Annotated in this window: 15 protein-coding genes and 1 pseudogene; 5 read left to right on the top strand and 11 right to left on the bottom strand. The window is 42.0% G+C overall.

Features of this window, described 5'->3' with window-relative positions; translation table 11 throughout:
* Positions 1–26 precede the first annotated feature (26 nt).
* The gene (locus L2764_RS00510; protein ID WP_248938280.1) at positions 27–1,205 is read left to right on the top strand and encodes a S8 family serine peptidase; all 1,179 of its coding nucleotides are present in this window, start codon (positions 27–29) and stop codon (positions 1,203–1,205) included.
* Between the two features lie 229 nt (positions 1,206–1,434).
* On the opposite strand, the pseudogene L2764_RS00505 reads toward L2764_RS00510, so the two are convergent.
* From L2764_RS00505 to L2764_RS00495, 3 genes and pseudogenes are all read right to left on the bottom strand, one after another.
* A pseudogene (locus L2764_RS00505) lies at positions 1,435–2,345 on the bottom strand (IS3 family transposase).
* Positions 2,346–2,432: 87 nt separating this feature from the next.
* Positions 2,433–2,687: a hypothetical protein gene (locus L2764_RS00500; protein WP_248938279.1), complete on the bottom strand. Its 255-nt coding sequence runs from the start codon at positions 2,685–2,687 to the stop codon at positions 2,433–2,435.
* Between the two features lie 600 nt (positions 2,688–3,287).
* On the bottom strand, positions 3,288–4,184 hold the full coding sequence (locus L2764_RS00495; protein WP_248938278.1) for an EamA family transporter: 897 nt from the start codon (positions 4,182–4,184) through the stop codon (positions 3,288–3,290).
* A gap of 749 nt (positions 4,185–4,933) precedes the next feature.
* Here L2764_RS00495 and L2764_RS00490 point away from each other — a divergent pair.
* Together L2764_RS00490 and L2764_RS00485 are read left to right on the top strand one after the other, a co-directional pair.
* Positions 4,934–5,554: a LysE family translocator gene (locus L2764_RS00490; protein ID WP_376708358.1), complete on the top strand. Its 621-nt coding sequence runs from the start codon at positions 4,934–4,936 to the stop codon at positions 5,552–5,554.
* 347 nt (positions 5,555–5,901) lie between these two features.
* Complete coding sequence (locus L2764_RS00485) at positions 5,902–6,756, top strand: alpha/beta fold hydrolase (RefSeq protein ID WP_248938277.1); 855 nt, start codon at positions 5,902–5,904, stop codon at positions 6,754–6,756.
* A gap of 196 nt (positions 6,757–6,952) precedes the next feature.
* Here the strand turns inward: L2764_RS00485 and grxB are convergent, their stop codons facing one another.
* From grxB to sfsA, 8 genes are all read right to left on the bottom strand, one after another.
* Positions 6,953–7,603 carry a glutaredoxin 2 gene (gene grxB, locus L2764_RS00480; RefSeq protein ID WP_248938276.1) on the bottom strand — a complete coding sequence of 217 codons (651 nt, stop codon included), beginning with the start codon at positions 7,601–7,603 and terminating at the stop codon, positions 6,953–6,955.
* Between the two features lie 172 nt (positions 7,604–7,775).
* Complete coding sequence (gene panC / locus L2764_RS00475; protein WP_248938275.1) at positions 7,776–8,621, bottom strand: pantoate--beta-alanine ligase; 846 nt, start codon at positions 8,619–8,621, stop codon at positions 7,776–7,778.
* Positions 8,622–8,658: 37 nt separating this feature from the next.
* A complete protein-coding gene (panB, locus tag L2764_RS00470; protein ID WP_248938274.1) occupies positions 8,659–9,453 on the bottom strand; it encodes a 3-methyl-2-oxobutanoate hydroxymethyltransferase in 795 nt (264 codons plus the stop codon).
* A 46-nt stretch (positions 9,454–9,499) separates the two neighbouring features.
* Positions 9,500–9,988: a 2-amino-4-hydroxy-6-hydroxymethyldihydropteridine diphosphokinase gene (gene folK, locus L2764_RS00465; RefSeq protein ID WP_248938272.1), complete on the bottom strand. Its 489-nt coding sequence runs from the start codon at positions 9,986–9,988 to the stop codon at positions 9,500–9,502.
* Positions 9,985–11,298, bottom strand: a complete 1,314-nt coding sequence (pcnB, locus tag L2764_RS00460) for a polynucleotide adenylyltransferase PcnB (protein WP_248938271.1) — start codon at positions 11,296–11,298, stop codon at positions 9,985–9,987. Before pcnB ends, folK begins: the two co-directional genes overlap by 4 nt.
* A gap of 237 nt (positions 11,299–11,535) precedes the next feature.
* A complete protein-coding gene (gene gluQRS / locus L2764_RS00455; RefSeq protein WP_248938270.1) occupies positions 11,536–12,417 on the bottom strand; it encodes a tRNA glutamyl-Q(34) synthetase GluQRS in 882 nt (293 codons plus the stop codon).
* 184 nt (positions 12,418–12,601) lie between these two features.
* Positions 12,602–13,045, bottom strand: a complete 444-nt coding sequence (gene dksA, locus L2764_RS00450) for an RNA polymerase-binding protein DksA (RefSeq protein WP_248938269.1) — start codon at positions 13,043–13,045, stop codon at positions 12,602–12,604.
* 168 nt (positions 13,046–13,213) lie between these two features.
* Entirely contained in the window at positions 13,214–13,918 is a 705-nt protein-coding gene (gene sfsA, locus L2764_RS00445) for a DNA/RNA nuclease SfsA (protein ID WP_248938268.1), read from the bottom strand.
* Positions 13,919–14,200: 282 nt separating this feature from the next.
* Here sfsA and pepB point away from each other — a divergent pair, with 282 nt between their 5' ends.
* Entirely contained in the window at positions 14,201–15,478 is a 1,278-nt protein-coding gene (gene pepB / locus L2764_RS00440) for an aminopeptidase PepB (RefSeq protein ID WP_248938266.1), read from the top strand.
* A gap of 432 nt (positions 15,479–15,910) precedes the next feature.
* Positions 15,911–16,429, top strand: coding sequence for an Hcp family type VI secretion system effector (locus L2764_RS00435; protein ID WP_248938265.1), 519 nt, complete (start codon positions 15,911–15,913; stop codon positions 16,427–16,429).
* Positions 16,430–16,612 lie beyond the last annotated feature (183 nt).

Genomic DNA, 16,612 nt, shown 5'->3' with positions numbered 1-16,612 from the left:
ATTTGATGGTTTTCGGAGGCGGTACCATGTTGAAATCAGCCCTTGCATCATCTATTACGTTTGCTATTGCAGGTATCACTTCTATTTCGGTTATGGCCGTTGATAATGAGCCCACTTATTCCAGTTCATCAGAGCTACACAATGTACATTTACAGTGTATTGTGCGCTTTCATGATAACTTACCTTCGAGCGAAATAACGGGTCGCGCAAACAATTTACTCGCAAAAGCCAATAAAGGTTCAACAACTCAAGTCAAGCTGAAACACGTTTACCAGCACAGTATTAAAGGTTTTACCATATCAATGCCCTGCGCAGCGGCGCAGCGAGCCTTCGGTGATGACACCGAAATAGACTCCTTTACTCCTGATAGTATTATTACGATTAATCGAGGCAAACCGATAAAGCCGGGTAAAGGTGACAGTGCTAATACTGTTTTGCAAAGCACACCTTGGGGGGTAACGCGAGTCGGCGGAAGTCATTCCGCTGTCGGTATGAGAGCTTGGGTAATTGATACTGGAATCGATCTTAGCAACCAAGATTTACATATCGACTCAAGTGTAGGTTTTTCAGCTTTTACTAAAGGTAAAAATGCGGGAATGAATGATGGTCATGGTCATGGTACCCATGTTGCTGGTACCATCGCAGCGATTGATAATGATATTGATGTAGTGGGGGTTGCCGCAGGCGCAACCGTGGTACCGATAAAAGTGCTTGATTCTAGAGGTTCAGGATCAACCTCTGGTGTCATTGCTGGTATTGATCATGTCGCGGCTCATGCCTCTGCGGGGGATTGTGCGAATATGAGTCTTGGAGGAGGTATTAGTCCTTCATTAGATGCCGCAGTTCTAGCCGCCTCTCACAAAGGCATATTTTTTGTATTGGCTGCTGGTAATGATAGTGATGATGCCAATAATCACTCCCCTGCGAGGGTTGAGGGCTCGAATATATTCACCATTTCGGCCATTGATATTACAGATACGATGCCCAGTTGGTCTAATTGGGGGAACCCTCCCGTTGATTTCTCGGCTCCAGGTGTCAATGTTTTATCATTAAAACGTGGTGGCGGTACGAGTACGATGTCGGGGACATCAATGGCAGCACCAGCAGCTTGTGGCGTTATTTTATACACAGGAGGCTCGCCAACTTCAGATGGCACAGCTAAAAATGATCCGGATAATAATCCAGATCTCATTATTCATTTTTAACTTACGTCAATTTTACCACTTTTTGTGATCGGTAAAGATAATGGTAAATTCATACTCAAAGGTTCATTTCTGTACATTAGAATAGGCTTAATTTGTTTCTGCTATGTTCACTATTTATCATGTTGATAGCTATTCTGTTTTGTTATTCCGTTATCTTTTCTGTTATTGTTGTTTACAGTTTAAATTGGTACTAAGCTAGTGATACCCCGCACTAAAACTGGACACTCAATTAAGCGACTTTTTGCTGTTCATAATGCAGTGGGCTTTGATACCCAATTGCACTATGCCTTCTTGTACGATTGTAATTAACTTCAATGTATTAGAAGACAGCATGACGCATCTCGTCACAAGTCATTATTGGTTCATATTGGATAGCTTCAACTTTGAGTGAATGGAAGAAAATCTCAGCAACAGCGTTGTCCCAACAGTTTCCTTTTCGGCTCATGCTCAAGCGTAAATGATATCCTGCACCCATTTTTGATTAGGCGCGCTAGCATCAAAGTTTTACTCTAACACATTATCAGTAATAGCTAATTGATGGTCACTGTCAGTCGTCACCTTGAATTTTTTGGCTGCCTTGGCCACCAAGTTTTGTCTACGAATGCTATCAGATATGGTCTTGATTGCAGTTGTAGCTTCTATCAACTCTCGTTGAATACGAATGGCACCATAACGCTCTTTACTTTCATCGAGAATTTGTTTTATTTTCATATCTCTATAATCGCGATTAAGAATTCTATTGCTAGGCTCTTGAGCATAATGACGCCAGTGATAATACCCACTTCGTGATACTCGAAGCACCCGCGCCATACGTTTCGTTGATAAATAATGTTGGTGCTCGAGCATGAATTCAAAACGGGCTATTTTTGATTTTTTGCGAAGTAGGTGGCCGCCTTTTTTTAAGATAGCTAAATCCTCTGCTTGCTCCGAAAGCTTAAGCTTAGCGACTTCGGCGGCAAGCTCGGCTTCCCTCTGGCTAGTACTGACTTTTTTGGCTGTTTTTGCACGCCAACTATAGATTTGTGATTCATGAATACCCCGTTCTTTTTCGGCTTTGGAAACCCCGTTTCTTTCAGCTAAAGCAAGTGCTTCTGTCTTGAACTCATCTGTGTGTATTTTGCGTATTTTCTTTGTCATTATATTACACCTCGGTTAGTATTTTACTCACTTAGCCGAGTGTCCGAAAGTACTGCCTAGGATCAATTTAATACTCCCTAAATAGACCGATTAACCTCCAACTTCAATAAATCCTTCACACTCTGGGCATTCAAAAAGATCGGCATGAATATTTTTCTCTCCATCATGACTTAAGCATTGCATAGCAACATTTTTGTTTTTACGTATGAAACATGCAGGGCAGGGACAGCCACCTTGGGCATAGGTTGTTTCGTAATACTTGATAGTACTGGCAGTGATTGAAACTCCCATATCTTTCATGGTTTCAATTTCATCATGTAAACACTCTCTAAATTCCTTGTACATAACAACTTCCATTGTAAGTATCACAGCCTATATTATAGTAAAAATTACAGTGTTTATTTAATTATCAGGGGGGGGGCAACTTTAGAGGCTTAATTTAACGGAGTGTTGAGGCCTATGAAATATCGGGTCAGAGTAAACGTTATGTCTCTGACTCTGACTCTTCACTTGGATTGCCCTCAATAGCCTTATCTTCAACATCAATGTTTTAAATAATGTGCTATTTTGACTTCGCTTTACAGTTTAATCTTACTCAAGCGCACTTTGCTAGATGTTGAGCGTTAATATAGGGAACGACTTCGATGTCCTCTAAGTACACTGTAAATATCAGTGACGGGATCCTCATGGATGGGGCCGGTAGGGCGACATTTGCACCCCAGCCGAGAACAACGATACCACACCAGATCTGACTGGTATAAATAATCCATAAACGGCTACAGACATAATCAAAGATCAATAGGCCAAAATCGCAAGTATCAAATAATGCAATGGCCTGATATTTCGAATTGTATCCATTAAGCTAATGCAGAGAATGGTGATCCAAGGGGAAAATGTTGAAAAACGTCCATTAAGAGAGGCGGGCTTGGCCAATACAGTTTGATGTTATGGTTTGAGGTCTAACGAATCAGGGGTGAATCGTTTCCAATGATGGCCCAACACACAAATCATTAAACCTATCATGATAATAATAGTGCCTACTAGTTCCATCACCGTGAGCTTTTCGCCCAAAATAATATTGGCGCCAATTAAACCCGCTACGGGCATTAATAAGCTAAAAGGGGCAATGTTTATTGATGAATAACGGCGTAACAGATCGCCCCATAAAGCATAGCCAATCACAGTGACAATGACGCTTTGGTATAGTATTGATAGCCAAGCTGATATGCTGGTGTTCAGCAATAAATCTATCGAATGATGAGTTTCTTTGGTATAAGATATTAACAATAGAGGCAATGGCGGAATAAGAGAAGTCCAAATCATAAAATGACATAAGTTAACGTCTTTCATGCGCTTAAAAAACATATTTGCTATGGCCCAAAAAAAACCGGCACAGAGTATAAAAAGTAATCCAATGAGTGAGCTTGAACCGCCTCCTTTGGCATGTATAAAGAAAACACTGAAGCCGAGTAGTGAGACAGCAAATCCAATCATCTGATTTTTTTTCATTTTATCACCGAAAAAAATCATACTTAGCAATATAGTAAACAGCACTTGAGACTGCATGAGCAAAGCCGCAATACCAGCCTGTATATCAGCCTGTAATGCATAATACATAAGACCAAAGGCAAAGACCCCAAGAAAAGTGCCAACACCCAATAAATTCCAAATAGATGTTTTTGGAAAGGGGGTAAACCAAACAAAGGGAATTGCTGCAAAGATAAACCTCAATGCGGCTAACAAAATAGGGGGTAATTCTCTCATGGCGATTTTAGTAATAGGATAACTAAGGCCGATGACAATAACGGTTATTAATGCAAGTAGGATACTTTTAAAAGACATATGTTCCCTAAATGATCTCTTTTATGGATATTAATGAGGATAGCTTATCGGTGAAAATACTTTAAAAAGAGGCCGCTCAATATTCTATTGTAGGTGGATTTTTAAATATCCCACTTCAGAGAAAACAAAAGGAGAATAATAAAGGCTGGGTCAGCGAGTGTAAGCCGATAAACAAGTGGTATTGGATGCCGCCTATCAATTGAATCTCAGTGGGTCTGATTCCCCGCAGTTGGCTGCGTAAGTTTTAGTATTTCAGTATCTTAATACCCCGCTTCGCGTAGCGAAGTTGAGCCAAAGGCGAGATAGCTTGCTGCGGGGATTTTTATTTGGCATTACAAGGTTTGCAAAAGCGACTTTGCCTGCTAAGTGACATGCAGACACACTCATTGTCGCTGATGAGGCATCAAACCATTTTGTTTAATGCCTCAGAATGTTGTATTTGATATTCAGTATTTAGCACTTTGGATGAGGTTATGATTTTTATCGATGACTGACATCGATCTATTATTTTAATTTAAAATTCAATTATATAAGTGTTTTGCATAACATTTCAAATACATACATAAAGAGAAGGCGTAATGTCTTTACTGTATAGAATATAACAAATTTTAACATTTTAAGCGTATTACTTTATGCAAGCTGAACTAATCATAAAAAATGTCAGAAATGGTGTCTATTTACTGAAGATGAGCTGAAAGTCACTATTTTCTGTCATATTTGCGCATTATAGTGCCGCCATCTGCCCATTGATAGCGTTAAACGATCGAAATGACCATCACCTTATTAACCAGTATTGCTATTTTTGCTTTTTTTATGCGATTACTCCAGGTCCCAGTAATATCACTTTGATGTCATCAGGGGTCAACTTTGGCTTTAGACGAAGTTGTCCTCAGTTATTCGGGATCGGAGTGGGGTTTCCTGCTTTAGTGTTGGTGACAGGGTTTGGTTTTAGTGGCTTTTTTCATACATACCCAGTGGTACAAACAGGGATAAAATATGTCGGCATTGGATACTTATTATATCTAGCATGGTGCATTGCAATGAGCAATACCAAGATAGAGGGTGAAAAAAGAGTGAAGCCTTTCAGCTTCATACAGTCTGCTTCATTGCAATGGGTTAACCCCAAAGCTTGGGTGGCGGCTTTAACAGCGATAGCCACCTTCACTTCAAATACACAAGAAGAAATTGATATGCAAATATTAATGATTGCAGCAGTATTTTTGTTGGTGACTATCCCTTGTGCCTTACTGTGGCTCTATTCGGGAAAATTTTTACAGCCATTATTGAGTAATAAAGCCTATCAGAATAAATTCAATTATATTATGGCAGGCTTATTAATCACGGCAATTATTCCGATGTTGAGTGTTTAATATGAATTGAGGCTAAATATTGAGTGCTTTTAGAGTAATATACCTATTATTAACTTATTCCTATCCATTAATTATCTTTAGATAGAGTGCTATTATCACTTTGTTTTATTGTTCTTTATACTGTTCCCATTATGAGAAAATAGAGTCTTTACAGCAAATGTTTAGATACGTTTATTTTCGGTAAATATTCACCGATTTGCTATTCTAGTAGAGTGAGATCGACAGAGAGTTCACCGTAAATCTAAGATGCCAAAATGACTCACTTGCTTTATTCGTTTTTTCTTTATCAATAATGGAAAGTATTAATTAAAGGTGATGGGGAGCGCGTTACCCCTAAGGACAAAGCCATGGGCTTAGCAGATAAAGAGAGCCATTATTTTTACACCAATGACGGCGTTAAATTACATTACCTCGACAAAGGCGAGGGGCAAGTCATTGTGATGCTCCCTAGTTGGTCACAGTCCGTTGAACAGTATCATTATCAAATTCAAACCTTGAGTCAGAAGTATCGAACCATTGCCCTCGATATGCGAGGACATGGCCTTTCGCAGCAAGTGGAGTATGGTTATAAAGTGTATCGTTTGGCGAAAGATGTCGATGAGCTGTTAGTGCATTTATCCTTAGATAATGTCGTGCTATTGGGCCATGCCTTGGGTGCAGCAGTGATCTTATGCTATTGGGATTTATTTGGCTCAGATAAAATAAGCAAGCTAATTCTAGTTGAAAGAGTCGCAGCATTAGTGAGTAATCCCGAATGGACGCCTCAAGAGATAGCTGATTTCGGGCCTTTAGTGGATCCTGACTCCGCTATGGAAATCTATAATACGCTTATAAGTGCTAAAGGGGATAACTATAAAGCCATATTATTGAACCACCAAATGTCCAGTAAAATGCCTGCAAAAGAAAAGCAGTGGCTAATTCAAAATAGTATTAACTTCCCGGGTAAATTAGCAGCAGCATTAATTTATAATCATTTTCATCAAGATTGGCGAGATGTGATCCCTCGAATTACGGTGCCAACACTGATTGTTGGTGGCCGTGCGAGTCCAACATCGGTGAGTTCTCAAGAATGGATGCATCAACAGATTAAAGGCTCTCAGTTAGTTATTTTTGATGAGGAAGAAGGGGGTAAACATTTTATGTTTATTGAAGGCGCGGATCAATTTAATCACTTAGTGGATGAGTTTATGAAAGCGCATTAACGGTATCGTAAATGAAAAATAAAATCAGGCTAATGAGCTGCTTTTATTTTAGTTAACCTGAATTTGGGATAACGAGTGTTAAATAGCACTTAAATGATATTTAAAATTTGCTGCGCCTATTTTTTACTAGGGGCCAAAATAGCGCTATTTAAGTGGTACTGCTTAACCCTAAGTCAGGTTAGTTAAGCATTGAAATCTAAACCGCAACCTCATCGTATAAATGTATTGCTGTGATGGCAGAGACTTCTTCAATATATCGGCGAATATGTACGGGGAATTCAATGTCCTTGATGACGGTGAGATTACGCAGTGTTGGAAAAAAATTCACATCATCATAGCTTAAACGGTTTTTTCGCTCTGAAGGTAATATTAACCAATCAATCTCTTCAAGTTGTGGATATAGCGCTGTTAAGTATTCAGCCGTATTTTGATAAGCCGTTTCAAAGTTTATTCCCAGTGTCGATGTTTTTTTCCCCGTAAACCAATCTTTTGCTTCATTACACTGAAACTCTGGGAGGGGGATTTTTAGCCAGCGAGGATACACTAAGGCAGAACTTAACCGTTTCGTTTTTGTTATCCATTCATTAATGGCTGCATCAAAACGAGGAGCATCAAGTGTCGGTTCAGCTTCTCGCTGATCAAGATAGCGAGCAATATCTAAGCTTTCTGCCATGTAACTGCCGTCTGCTTTTTGTAAAATAGGCACTAAATTAGCCCCGACTTTGTCAATACGGGCCTGAATATCATGGTTTTGTAGATAGATGAATTCCACATCAATTTGTTTATAACCTGCCACCATCATGGCTTTGATGCAATAAGGGCAATGATCAAAGAGAAAGAGTTTCATGTGAATTGACTTCTAAAGTGTGTATATACGTCATCTTACGCTGATAAGCTTAGAAAACCTATGATGTGCAAAATATGCGTGAACAAAAAGGCGCATGAGGTGAGTAATGCGGGGAATATTAAAGCAATGGACTAAAAATTTTTTAGCCCTAATGATTTGTTAGGCATTGATATTAACGATTAACGCATTGATTATCGATAAGGCGCGTGCTGCCCATTTTTGCGGCCACTAAAATGACTAATTCTTTATCGAGATCTGCTGCAGGGTAGAGATTTTTTGCGTTGCGCACTTCTAAATACTCAGGCACAAAGCCAGTATTGATTAAGGTTTGTAGGTATTCTTGCGTCACAGCGTCAAGGGCTTTACCTTGTTTGATATCTATCGACATGGCATCCATGACTTTTTTAATGCTGGCAGCTTGTTGTTTTTGATCTGAGCATAAATAGCCATTACGGGAGCTCATGGCTAAGCCTGAGGCTTCACGCATGGTTTCTACTCCAATGACTTCAATGGGCAGTGATAAGTCTTCAACCATGGTGTTAATGACTAAGAGTTGTTGGAAATCTTTACGGCCAAAAAAGGCAAAATCAGGCTGAATAATATTAAAAAATTTGCATACCACTGTGGCGACACCCCGAAAGTGGCCTGGGCGACCCGCACCACAAAGCTCTTCTGACACTCTAGGCACCTCAACAAAGGTTTGTGTGTCCATGCCATTGGGGTAAACCGTGGTGGCATTGGGCGCGAATAATAATGCTGTTCCTGCTTCGGATAAGGCAAGCTGATCGACGGCTAAGGTTTTTGGGTAAGTGTCGAAATCTTCATTTTTGCCAAATTGCATGGGATTGACAAAAATGGATGCGACCACATGATCGGCTTTTTGGGCTGCCGCTTTGATTAAGCTCACATGGCCTTGATGTAAATTACCCATGGTCATGACTAAGGCAACAGTTTCACCTTTTTGTCGCCAATGGCGGATGTGAGTCCGTACTTCATCTATGGTGTGAATGGTGATCATAACAGCTTGATCCTATCGAAATATTGGTTATATCTAATTAACTAAAGGTATGCTCAGGGCTCGGGAAAGTGCCCTCTGCGACTTCATCGATGTAAGCACGAATAGCACTGCGGATTTCACCCGTTTGCTTAAGATAGTTTTTAGAAAAGCGCGGAATATAGCCGCTTGAAATACCCAAAACATCATGCATCACTAAAATTTGACCATCGGTATCGCTGCCAGCGCCGATGCCAATCACAGGGATTGTAAGGGCTTCAGTGATGGTTTTAGCTAATGTAGCAGGAATACACTCAACCACCAGTAATTGTGCTCCCGCCGCTTCTATTGCTTTGGCTTCATCAAGAATACGTTGTGCATTATCCGTATCACGGCCTTGGACTTTAAAGCCACCAAACACATGAACAGATTGAGGTGTAAGACCTAAATGCGCACAAACGGGGATGCCGCGCTCGGTGAGTTTGGTGACGGTTTCAAGCAACCAATGGCCCCCTTCTATTTTTACCATATTCGCACCCGCTTTCATTAAGATAGCGGCGTTTGTCATGGCTTGCTCGGGTGTGGCATAACTCATAAAAGGCATGTCAGCAATCAATAATGCCCGCTCAATACCACGGCTAACGCAGCGAGTATGATAAGCAATATCGTCAACTGAAACAGGCAAGGTATCTGAGTGTCCTTGCAGTACCATTCCCATGGAATCGCCGACCAGTAATACATCTACCCCTTCACTATCAAACGCATTGGCAAAGCTCGCATCATAGGCCGTCAAAGAGGTAAACTTTTTACCTTCTTTCTTAAATTTGAGTAAGGTCGAACTGGTAATTTTTGACATAATGTTAATTTAAACCTAATTAATAATGTAGTTATTGAGCCAGACTTTACGCTACTGACGTTTCAATCACACTTAATTCATCTTGTAATGCCTGTGTAACATAACCGCTTAATGGGCTGCCATTGGGTAAAATGAGTTCAGGCGCAAGTTCAAATAGGGGGATAAGGACAAAGCTGCGCAGTGTCATGCCAATATGAGGAATGGTTAATCGCGGGGTTGCGAACTGTTCATTCCCATAAAGGATGATATCTAAATCTAAGGTTCGGGGTCCCCAACGTTCTAATCTAACGCGATCTTGGCTATTTTCTATATGCTGTAATGCATCGAGTAAGGCGATGGCCGATAATGAGGTATTGAAACAGGCTACAGCATTAATGAAATCGGGCTGAACGACCTCGCCCATAGGGCGAGAGCGGTAATAAGATGACACTTGTACATCAGACTCGGTTAATAATGACAATGCGTTACAGGCGTTATCTAACTGCGTAATGGGATCCGCTAGATTAGCCCCTAATGCGACATAAACAAGGGTCATGAGTCTGTTTTATCCTGCTCGGCTGTCGGCTTACGTCGACGACCTTGATTCGAACGACGTTTACGGGGCAAATTTTTACTGGCCGAACGGGCAATCACACTGCGCTGCTCTTCGTTGCCTTCAACAAAACTTTTCCACCAAGCAGTGCTCTTAGCGATAGCGCCACCTTCAGCATCGGCGCGCAATAAGAGTAAATCATAAGCGGCTCTAAATTTCGGGTGCTCAATAAACTTAAAAGCACGGGTACCACGGTTACGTTCAAAACGCAGCTGTAATTGCCAAATATCTTTTGTAATGGTGCTAAAACGCCTTGGAATACTAATCGAGTTGCACTGTTGCTCCATGACATCGCCCATGGCAGCATAGTAAGCATCATAGGAGCTGAGGCCACTTTCAAGGGCTATATCATCAGCCCGCTGACTCAATGGGTACCAAAGAAGGGCCGCATAGAAGAAAGCCGGTGTGACCGGTTTTTCTTCTGCGATCCTAAGATCGGTATTATCCATCATTTGGCTAATGAGCTTAACAACGGGTGCATTGTCTTCTTCATTCAGCTGGGTATCAATTAGCGGAAACAAGGGATTAAATAATCCAAGCTTACGCATCATTAAATAGTTTTTCTTAGCCTTACCAGCAAAAAATAATTTTAGCACTTCTTCGTACATGCGTGCTGCTGGAATATCCTTCAGCAGGGGGGCTAAATTGGGGATAGGTGCGGCCGCTTTTGCCTCGATATTCATATCCAATTTAGTGGCGAAACGCACCGCACGTAACATGCGAACAGGATCTTCGCGGTAACGAGTCTCTGGATCGCCTATCAACCTTAAGGTACGAGAGTCTAGATCTTGCAGGCCACCGCCATAGCTATGGATCGAAAAGTCGCTGATATCGTAATAAAGTGCATTGACGGTAAAATCACGTCTTTCAGCATCTTCATCTATGGTGCCGTAGACATTATCACGTAATAAACGACCCGAGGCATTGGTTTTGGCAATTTTGTCACCACTGTCAGTATTGTCAACATGATGGCCGCGTAGGGTGGCGACTTCAATGACATCTCGACCAAAGACAATATGGGCTAAGCGAAAACGTCTCCCCACTAAACGGCAATTACGGAATAAGCGTTTGATTTCTTCTGGTGTCGCATTCGTCACCACATCAAAATCTTTGGGCGCAAGACCCAATAAGATATCTCTGACACCGCCACCCACTAGATAAGCTTTAAAGCCGGACTTGTGTAATCTATACAGTACCTTGAGGGCATTTTCGCTAATCTGTCGACGAGAAATGGTATGGGCGCTTCTCGGCACAACATCAAGACGAAGCCCGTTGGATGCGGCTGCTTCTATTGTTGGTTTATCTTCAAATAGCTGTTTGCAGAATTGACTAATACGGCGAAAAATGGGACACCTCAGATTTAGATTGTCACTAAGATTAAAAATTTAGGAGCATATGATACCCCAAAAATTATATATACCCAAGTGAGATGAATTCAGGTTTTCAGCTGACAGAATGCATGCTTTTCAAGTGGCCTGAAAAACGGGAGGTTAATCTAACAAAATTTCAGTTTGAGTCGGGATATTATCGAGTTTAAATTGTGCTATCGCTTGTGCCAGCATGAGCCGAGTGTCGGTTTCAACCGTCACGGTTTCTTGGCCTAAAAAGCACAGGGCTTGATTAATACTGATTTGGGGCTGGTGTATATCAATGGCTGTTGCATGATTCTGTTTTGATAATTTTTTACCTTTCTCTTCACAGGCTAGGGGTAAATGTAACCAGTGTGGAGGCGTTTTGCCTAATAATTGAAATAAATTGATCTGTCTGCCGGTAGGGAGCAGTAAATCACTCCCGCGCACCACTTCAGTGATTTGTTGAAAAGCATCATCAATCACCACTGCTAGCTGATAAGCATAAAGGCCATCGCTGCGCTTAATGATAAAATCTTCTGCGGCAAAGTGAGGGTCGATAGGGATCATGCCTTTAATCATGTCGTTAAATTGGATTGTTGGGCCGGGGTTACGTATGCGAATGGCCCCCTGTTGATGAGTTTGGAGGCGTTGGCCACAGCGGCCATCATAAAAGCCCCCCATGGCTTTAATCTGTTTGCGAGAGCACTGGCAATAATAGGCTTGATTGTGTGTGAGTAATTGATGGATCACCGCTTGGTAGCTGATCACACGTTGGCTTTGATACAAAACCTTTTCATCCCATTCAAAACCAAAGGCTTCTAAGGTGTGCAATATGGTATCGGCGGCGCCCACTTGTTCACGAGGAGGATCGATATCTTCCATGCGCACCAGCCATTGACCGCGCTTGGAGCGCGCGCGCAAATAACTGCCCAGTGCGGCAATCAGAGAGCCAAAATGTAAGGGGCCTGACGGTGAGGGAGCGAAGCGGCCTCGGTAAGTCGAGTGAGTCGGATTTGTCATGAGAGCTAAGTGATAAATATTGATTGAGAAAAGGGATGGGTGATAAAAATAGGCTTGTAAAAAATAGGGTTATAAGGTCGTAATGGTAAAGTAACGCAACCTGATGCGAAGAAAAAAAGCATAGTAGAAAGGCAAAAAAATAAGCGATAGACAAAGATTGACCATCGCTTATTCATTGGAGAGGTTAACCCGCCAATTGTTTTTCTTTTATTTCAGCTAGTGTCTTACAATCGATACATTGGTCGGCTGTAGGGCGAGCTTCGAGACGACGAACACCAATTTCAATACCACAAGAATCACAGAAACCGAAATCATCTTCTTCAATTTTCTGTAATGTTTTTTCAATTTTCTTAATCAGTCTGCGTTCTCTATCACGAGCACGTAACTCTAAGCTAAATTCTTCTTCTTGGGCTGCACGATCGACAGGATCAGGGAAATTGGCAGCTTCATCTTGCATATGGTTGAGGGTACGATCTACCTCCTCTCGCAGTTGTCCACGCCATGCTTCAAGAATGACCTTGAAATGGCTCAACTGCTCTGAATTCATGTATTCCTCACCCGGTTTTTCTTGGTAAGGATCGACTCCTGCTATAGCGAGTACGCCAAGTTTTTTGTTGCCTTCAGGCATAACGCATCTCCTGTTAATCGTTCGCGTTCTGGGTGTCCATAATTTATGGCCGCTATCTATACCAGAATAGTTAAGTATACGCAAATAATTTATTTTTATTTTATTTTAGCAAAATCTTATCTAAGACTATGGGCGCCAAGGGGCTTTTTATCAATACTTGGTTTAAATTTAATCTTCAACCGCACAAGCTTTAATCAATTTACTTTCGTCGCAGCTAAGGCTGGCACGGTATGCTAAAACTTCTACGCCCGCTTTTTTCGCCTGTTTGAGTAAGTTGGCATAATCGGGATCAATATGCTTGGCGGCTTTAACACTTTGTATCCCCGTATGTTGTACCACAAACAATAGAACGGCTCTGTGACCCTTTGCCACCATTTCCATGAGTTCTCGTAAATGTTTTTGGCCTCGAGTGGTCACGGCATCGGGAAAATAGCCTTGGTGGCCTTCAAGTAAGGTGCAACTTTTGACTTCTATATAGCAAGGCGGCAGATTATCGTCTTCAAGTAAAATATCAATACGACTATTTTCGCTACCGTATTTGACTTCTCTTTTTAATGTTTTGTAACCCGATAGCTCTGCAATGGTCCCCGCTTGAATAGCTTCTTCAGCCAAGGTATTAGCGCGTCCGGTATTGATGCCAATACATTCTCCATTGGGTGTTTGCATGAGTTCCCAAGTGCGAGAATATTTACGTTTGGGGTTATCTGATGTTGAAAACCACACCTTATGGTCTGGATATAAGCAATTTTTCATTGAGCCAGTATTGGGGCAATGAATGGTGACTTCGCTGCCATCATCCAGTCGAATATCGGCCAAAAAGCGTTTATAACGGGTAATTAAAGTACCGCTTTCAAAAGACGGAGAAAATTTCATCGTATTCACATCACGTATAAAGAGTTGGGGATAGGATAACAAGCTCACGCTTTAAAAATAAGCTGTTAAAGCGAAAGCACTAAAGTTAGAGATCAAAGTTAAGGGACTCGTCGCGGATAAACGGTGTGCTTGCAAGCGGTAATCGAGTAAACTGCCAGCATTATAAATCCTACATTTTTACAACAACTCTCTAATAAGTTGGGCGAGGTAACGTCTGATTTATGCTTTAATACCTTGGGAATTAGCTGTATTAGGGAAAAAGAGAGTGTCACAGGAGTCAAAATGAGCAATAAAATGAAAGTGCAATTAACTCATGAGCCCGCTGCTGCCCATTGGGGTCAAGCCAAAGTGACCTTTCAAGATGATCAAGCCATTGTGCATCTGAGTAAAGGGGATGAATTACGCCAAATTCAGCAAGCGGCACGTAAATTACGTTCTCAAGGCGTGACGGCAGTGAACTTAGACGGCCAGCAATGGGATCTCGATAAACAATGGAGTTTCGCGCAAGGTTTTGCGACAGCGCGTCATATTGCCGATATTCATTGGACTGGCGATGAAGCCATGCGCACAGAGCTTGCCCATCGTTTGGAGTGCAATTTTTTTGCGCGTCAGTTAGTCAATGAAACCCCTGAAAATCTCGCGCCAATGGTACTCGCCGAGCAAGCGGCGCAGTGGTTAACGCAAATCGCGGGCGATAAAGTCTCTTATCGTATCATTGAAGGCGAAGCACTATTAGCTGAGCAATGGCATGGTATACATGCTGTTGGCCGTGGTAGCGAACGTCCGCCGGCATTATTAGAACTGGATTTTAATCCTTTAGGTGATGATGCGCCTGTTTCTGTTGCATTGGTGGGTAAAGGGATCACGTTTGATTCGGGTGGTTACAGCATTAAAGGCTCAGAGGGCATGCTCGGCATGAAGTGTGACATGGGCGGCGCGGCAACGGTTACAGCGGCATTGGGCCTGGCGATAAAGTCAGGCTTAAATAAACGGGTGAAACTGTTTTTGTGTTGCGCTGAAAATTTGATCAGTGGCCATGCGTATAAATTAGGCGATATTTTAACCTATAAAAATGGCGTGACAGTTGAAGTGGTCAATACCGATGCCGAAGGACGTTTAGTGTTAGCCGATGGCTTACAAGCGGCTTCTGAAACCGGCGCAGGACTTATCATTGATGCGGCGACCTTAACGGGTGCGGCAGTGATGGCGCTGGGCACGAACTATAATGCGATTTTCTCACCGCAAGCCGAATTATTGAGCCTCACTCAAGTCAAAGCGGCGCAAGTCGGTGAGCGAGTATGGCCATTGCCGCTGGATCCTTGGCATAAAGACATGTGTCCATCGGCCTATGCCGATACGGCCAATAGTCGTGCGATGAAAGGCGGTGGTGCGGGTGGCGCGTCTAATGCGGCTGGTTTCCTGGCACGTTTTGTGACACCTGAGGCTAACTGGTTACATATGGATTTGGCGTCTGCATTTTCAGATTCAGGTGACAGTCTTTGGGCCGCGGGCGGAACGGCTCACGGTGTACTGACAATCGCCAATCTATTACAAGATTAAAAGAGTACTTGAAAGATCACCATTGATTGCGTGTAAGCCCATCTCTTACTTTATCGGCTAAACAGTCGTTAAGCCTACAGAGGTGGGCTTTTTTGTGCCCAGCGTTTACCTGCATGTCTCTTCATGCTGCCTCATTGATAAAGGGCCATTGATTCATAAAAGTGCGGGCAATTTATTGCTCAACTGGGCAATTTATTGCTCAACTCAGGCAATTTATTGCTCAGATAAAATAATGATAAAAACAATGTCATTAAAAAACAGCATGTTAACTGTTGGCACACTTAATGCTTTAATCTTGCTGCAATAAAAGCGTATCGATACCCATATTAATACTTTTATTGCTAAGGGTATCGAGTATGGCAAGTCGAACAATAAACGACAAGCTATGTAAAATCATTTAATAAAGTCGTTAAAAATAAAAGGAATTAACCTATGCCAACACCATGTTATATCACCATCGAAGGTCAAACTCAGGGTCACATTACTGCGGGTGCATTCACGTCAGATTCAGTCGGTGATATCTTCGTTGAAGGTCATGAAGATGAAATGCTAGTTCAAGAGTTCAATCACGTGGTGACGGTGCCTACGGATCCACAATCGGGTCAGCCTTCAGGCCAACGTGTTCATAAGCCTTTTATCTTCACTGTAGCGCTAAACAAAGCGGTACCGTTAATGTATAACGCGCTTTCAACCGGTGAAAAACTCAATACTGTGGTCATGAACTGGTACCGCACGTCAGTTGAAGGCAAACAAGAGCACTTCTTCTCAACGTCATTAGAAGGCGCGACGATTGTGGATATCGATTGTCATATGCCGCATTGTCAAGATCCAACCCAATCGGATTTCACTCAATTGGTTAAAGTGTCGCTTGCTTACCGTAAGATCATTTGGGATCACACCTCTGCGGGCACATCAGGTGCTGATGATTGGCGTAAACCAACTGAAGCTTAATCGGATGATTTCGCTTTAATGACATAAAGCGAACATCCAATAAGTTTCAATGCTAATGCATCAATATAAAGGCTTCCATTGAAGCCTTTTTGTTTAACATAAAAGTATTAAGCGAGTGTATTGCTAAGTATTTACTGGCTAAGTTAAACGAGTTAATTTAGGCCAGTGAAGGTTTAGCAATGC

Source organism: Shewanella surugensis (assembly GCF_023284005.1).
Lineage (GTDB): Bacteria > Pseudomonadota > Gammaproteobacteria > Enterobacterales > Shewanellaceae > Shewanella > Shewanella surugensis.
The sequence above is the reverse complement of the archived record's forward strand: the minus strand, read 5'-3'. Positions and strand labels throughout refer to the sequence as shown.

Coding starts and splice junctions, on each gene's coding strand:
- L2764_RS00510 (WP_248938280.1), top strand. CDS start 27: ATGTTGAAATCAGCCCTTGCATCATCTATTACGTTTGCTATTGCAGGT.
- L2764_RS00500 (WP_248938279.1), bottom strand. CDS start 2,687: ATGTACAAGGAATTTAGAGAGTGTTTACATGATGAAATTGAAACCATG.
- L2764_RS00495 (WP_248938278.1), bottom strand. CDS start 4,184: ATGTCTTTTAAAAGTATCCTACTTGCATTAATAACCGTTATTGTCATC.
- L2764_RS00485 (WP_248938277.1), top strand. CDS start 5,902: ATGGGCTTAGCAGATAAAGAGAGCCATTATTTTTACACCAATGACGGC.
- grxB (WP_248938276.1), bottom strand. CDS start 7,603: ATGAAACTCTTTCTCTTTGATCATTGCCCTTATTGCATCAAAGCCATG.
- panC (WP_248938275.1), bottom strand. CDS start 8,621: ATGATCACCATTCACACCATAGATGAAGTACGGACTCACATCCGCCAT.
- panB (WP_248938274.1), bottom strand. CDS start 9,453: ATGTCAAAAATTACCAGTTCGACCTTACTCAAATTTAAGAAAGAAGGT.
- folK (WP_248938272.1), bottom strand. CDS start 9,988: ATGACCCTTGTTTATGTCGCATTAGGGGCTAATCTAGCGGATCCCATT.
- gluQRS (WP_248938270.1), bottom strand. CDS start 12,417: ATGACAAATCCGACTCACTCGACTTACCGAGGCCGCTTCGCTCCCTCA.
- dksA (WP_248938269.1), bottom strand. CDS start 13,045: ATGCCTGAAGGCAACAAAAAACTTGGCGTACTCGCTATAGCAGGAGTC.
- sfsA (WP_248938268.1), bottom strand. CDS start 13,918: ATGAAATTTTCTCCGTCTTTTGAAAGCGGTACTTTAATTACCCGTTAT.
- pepB (WP_248938266.1), top strand. CDS start 14,201: ATGAGCAATAAAATGAAAGTGCAATTAACTCATGAGCCCGCTGCTGCC.
- L2764_RS00435 (WP_248938265.1), top strand. CDS start 15,911: ATGCCAACACCATGTTATATCACCATCGAAGGTCAAACTCAGGGTCAC.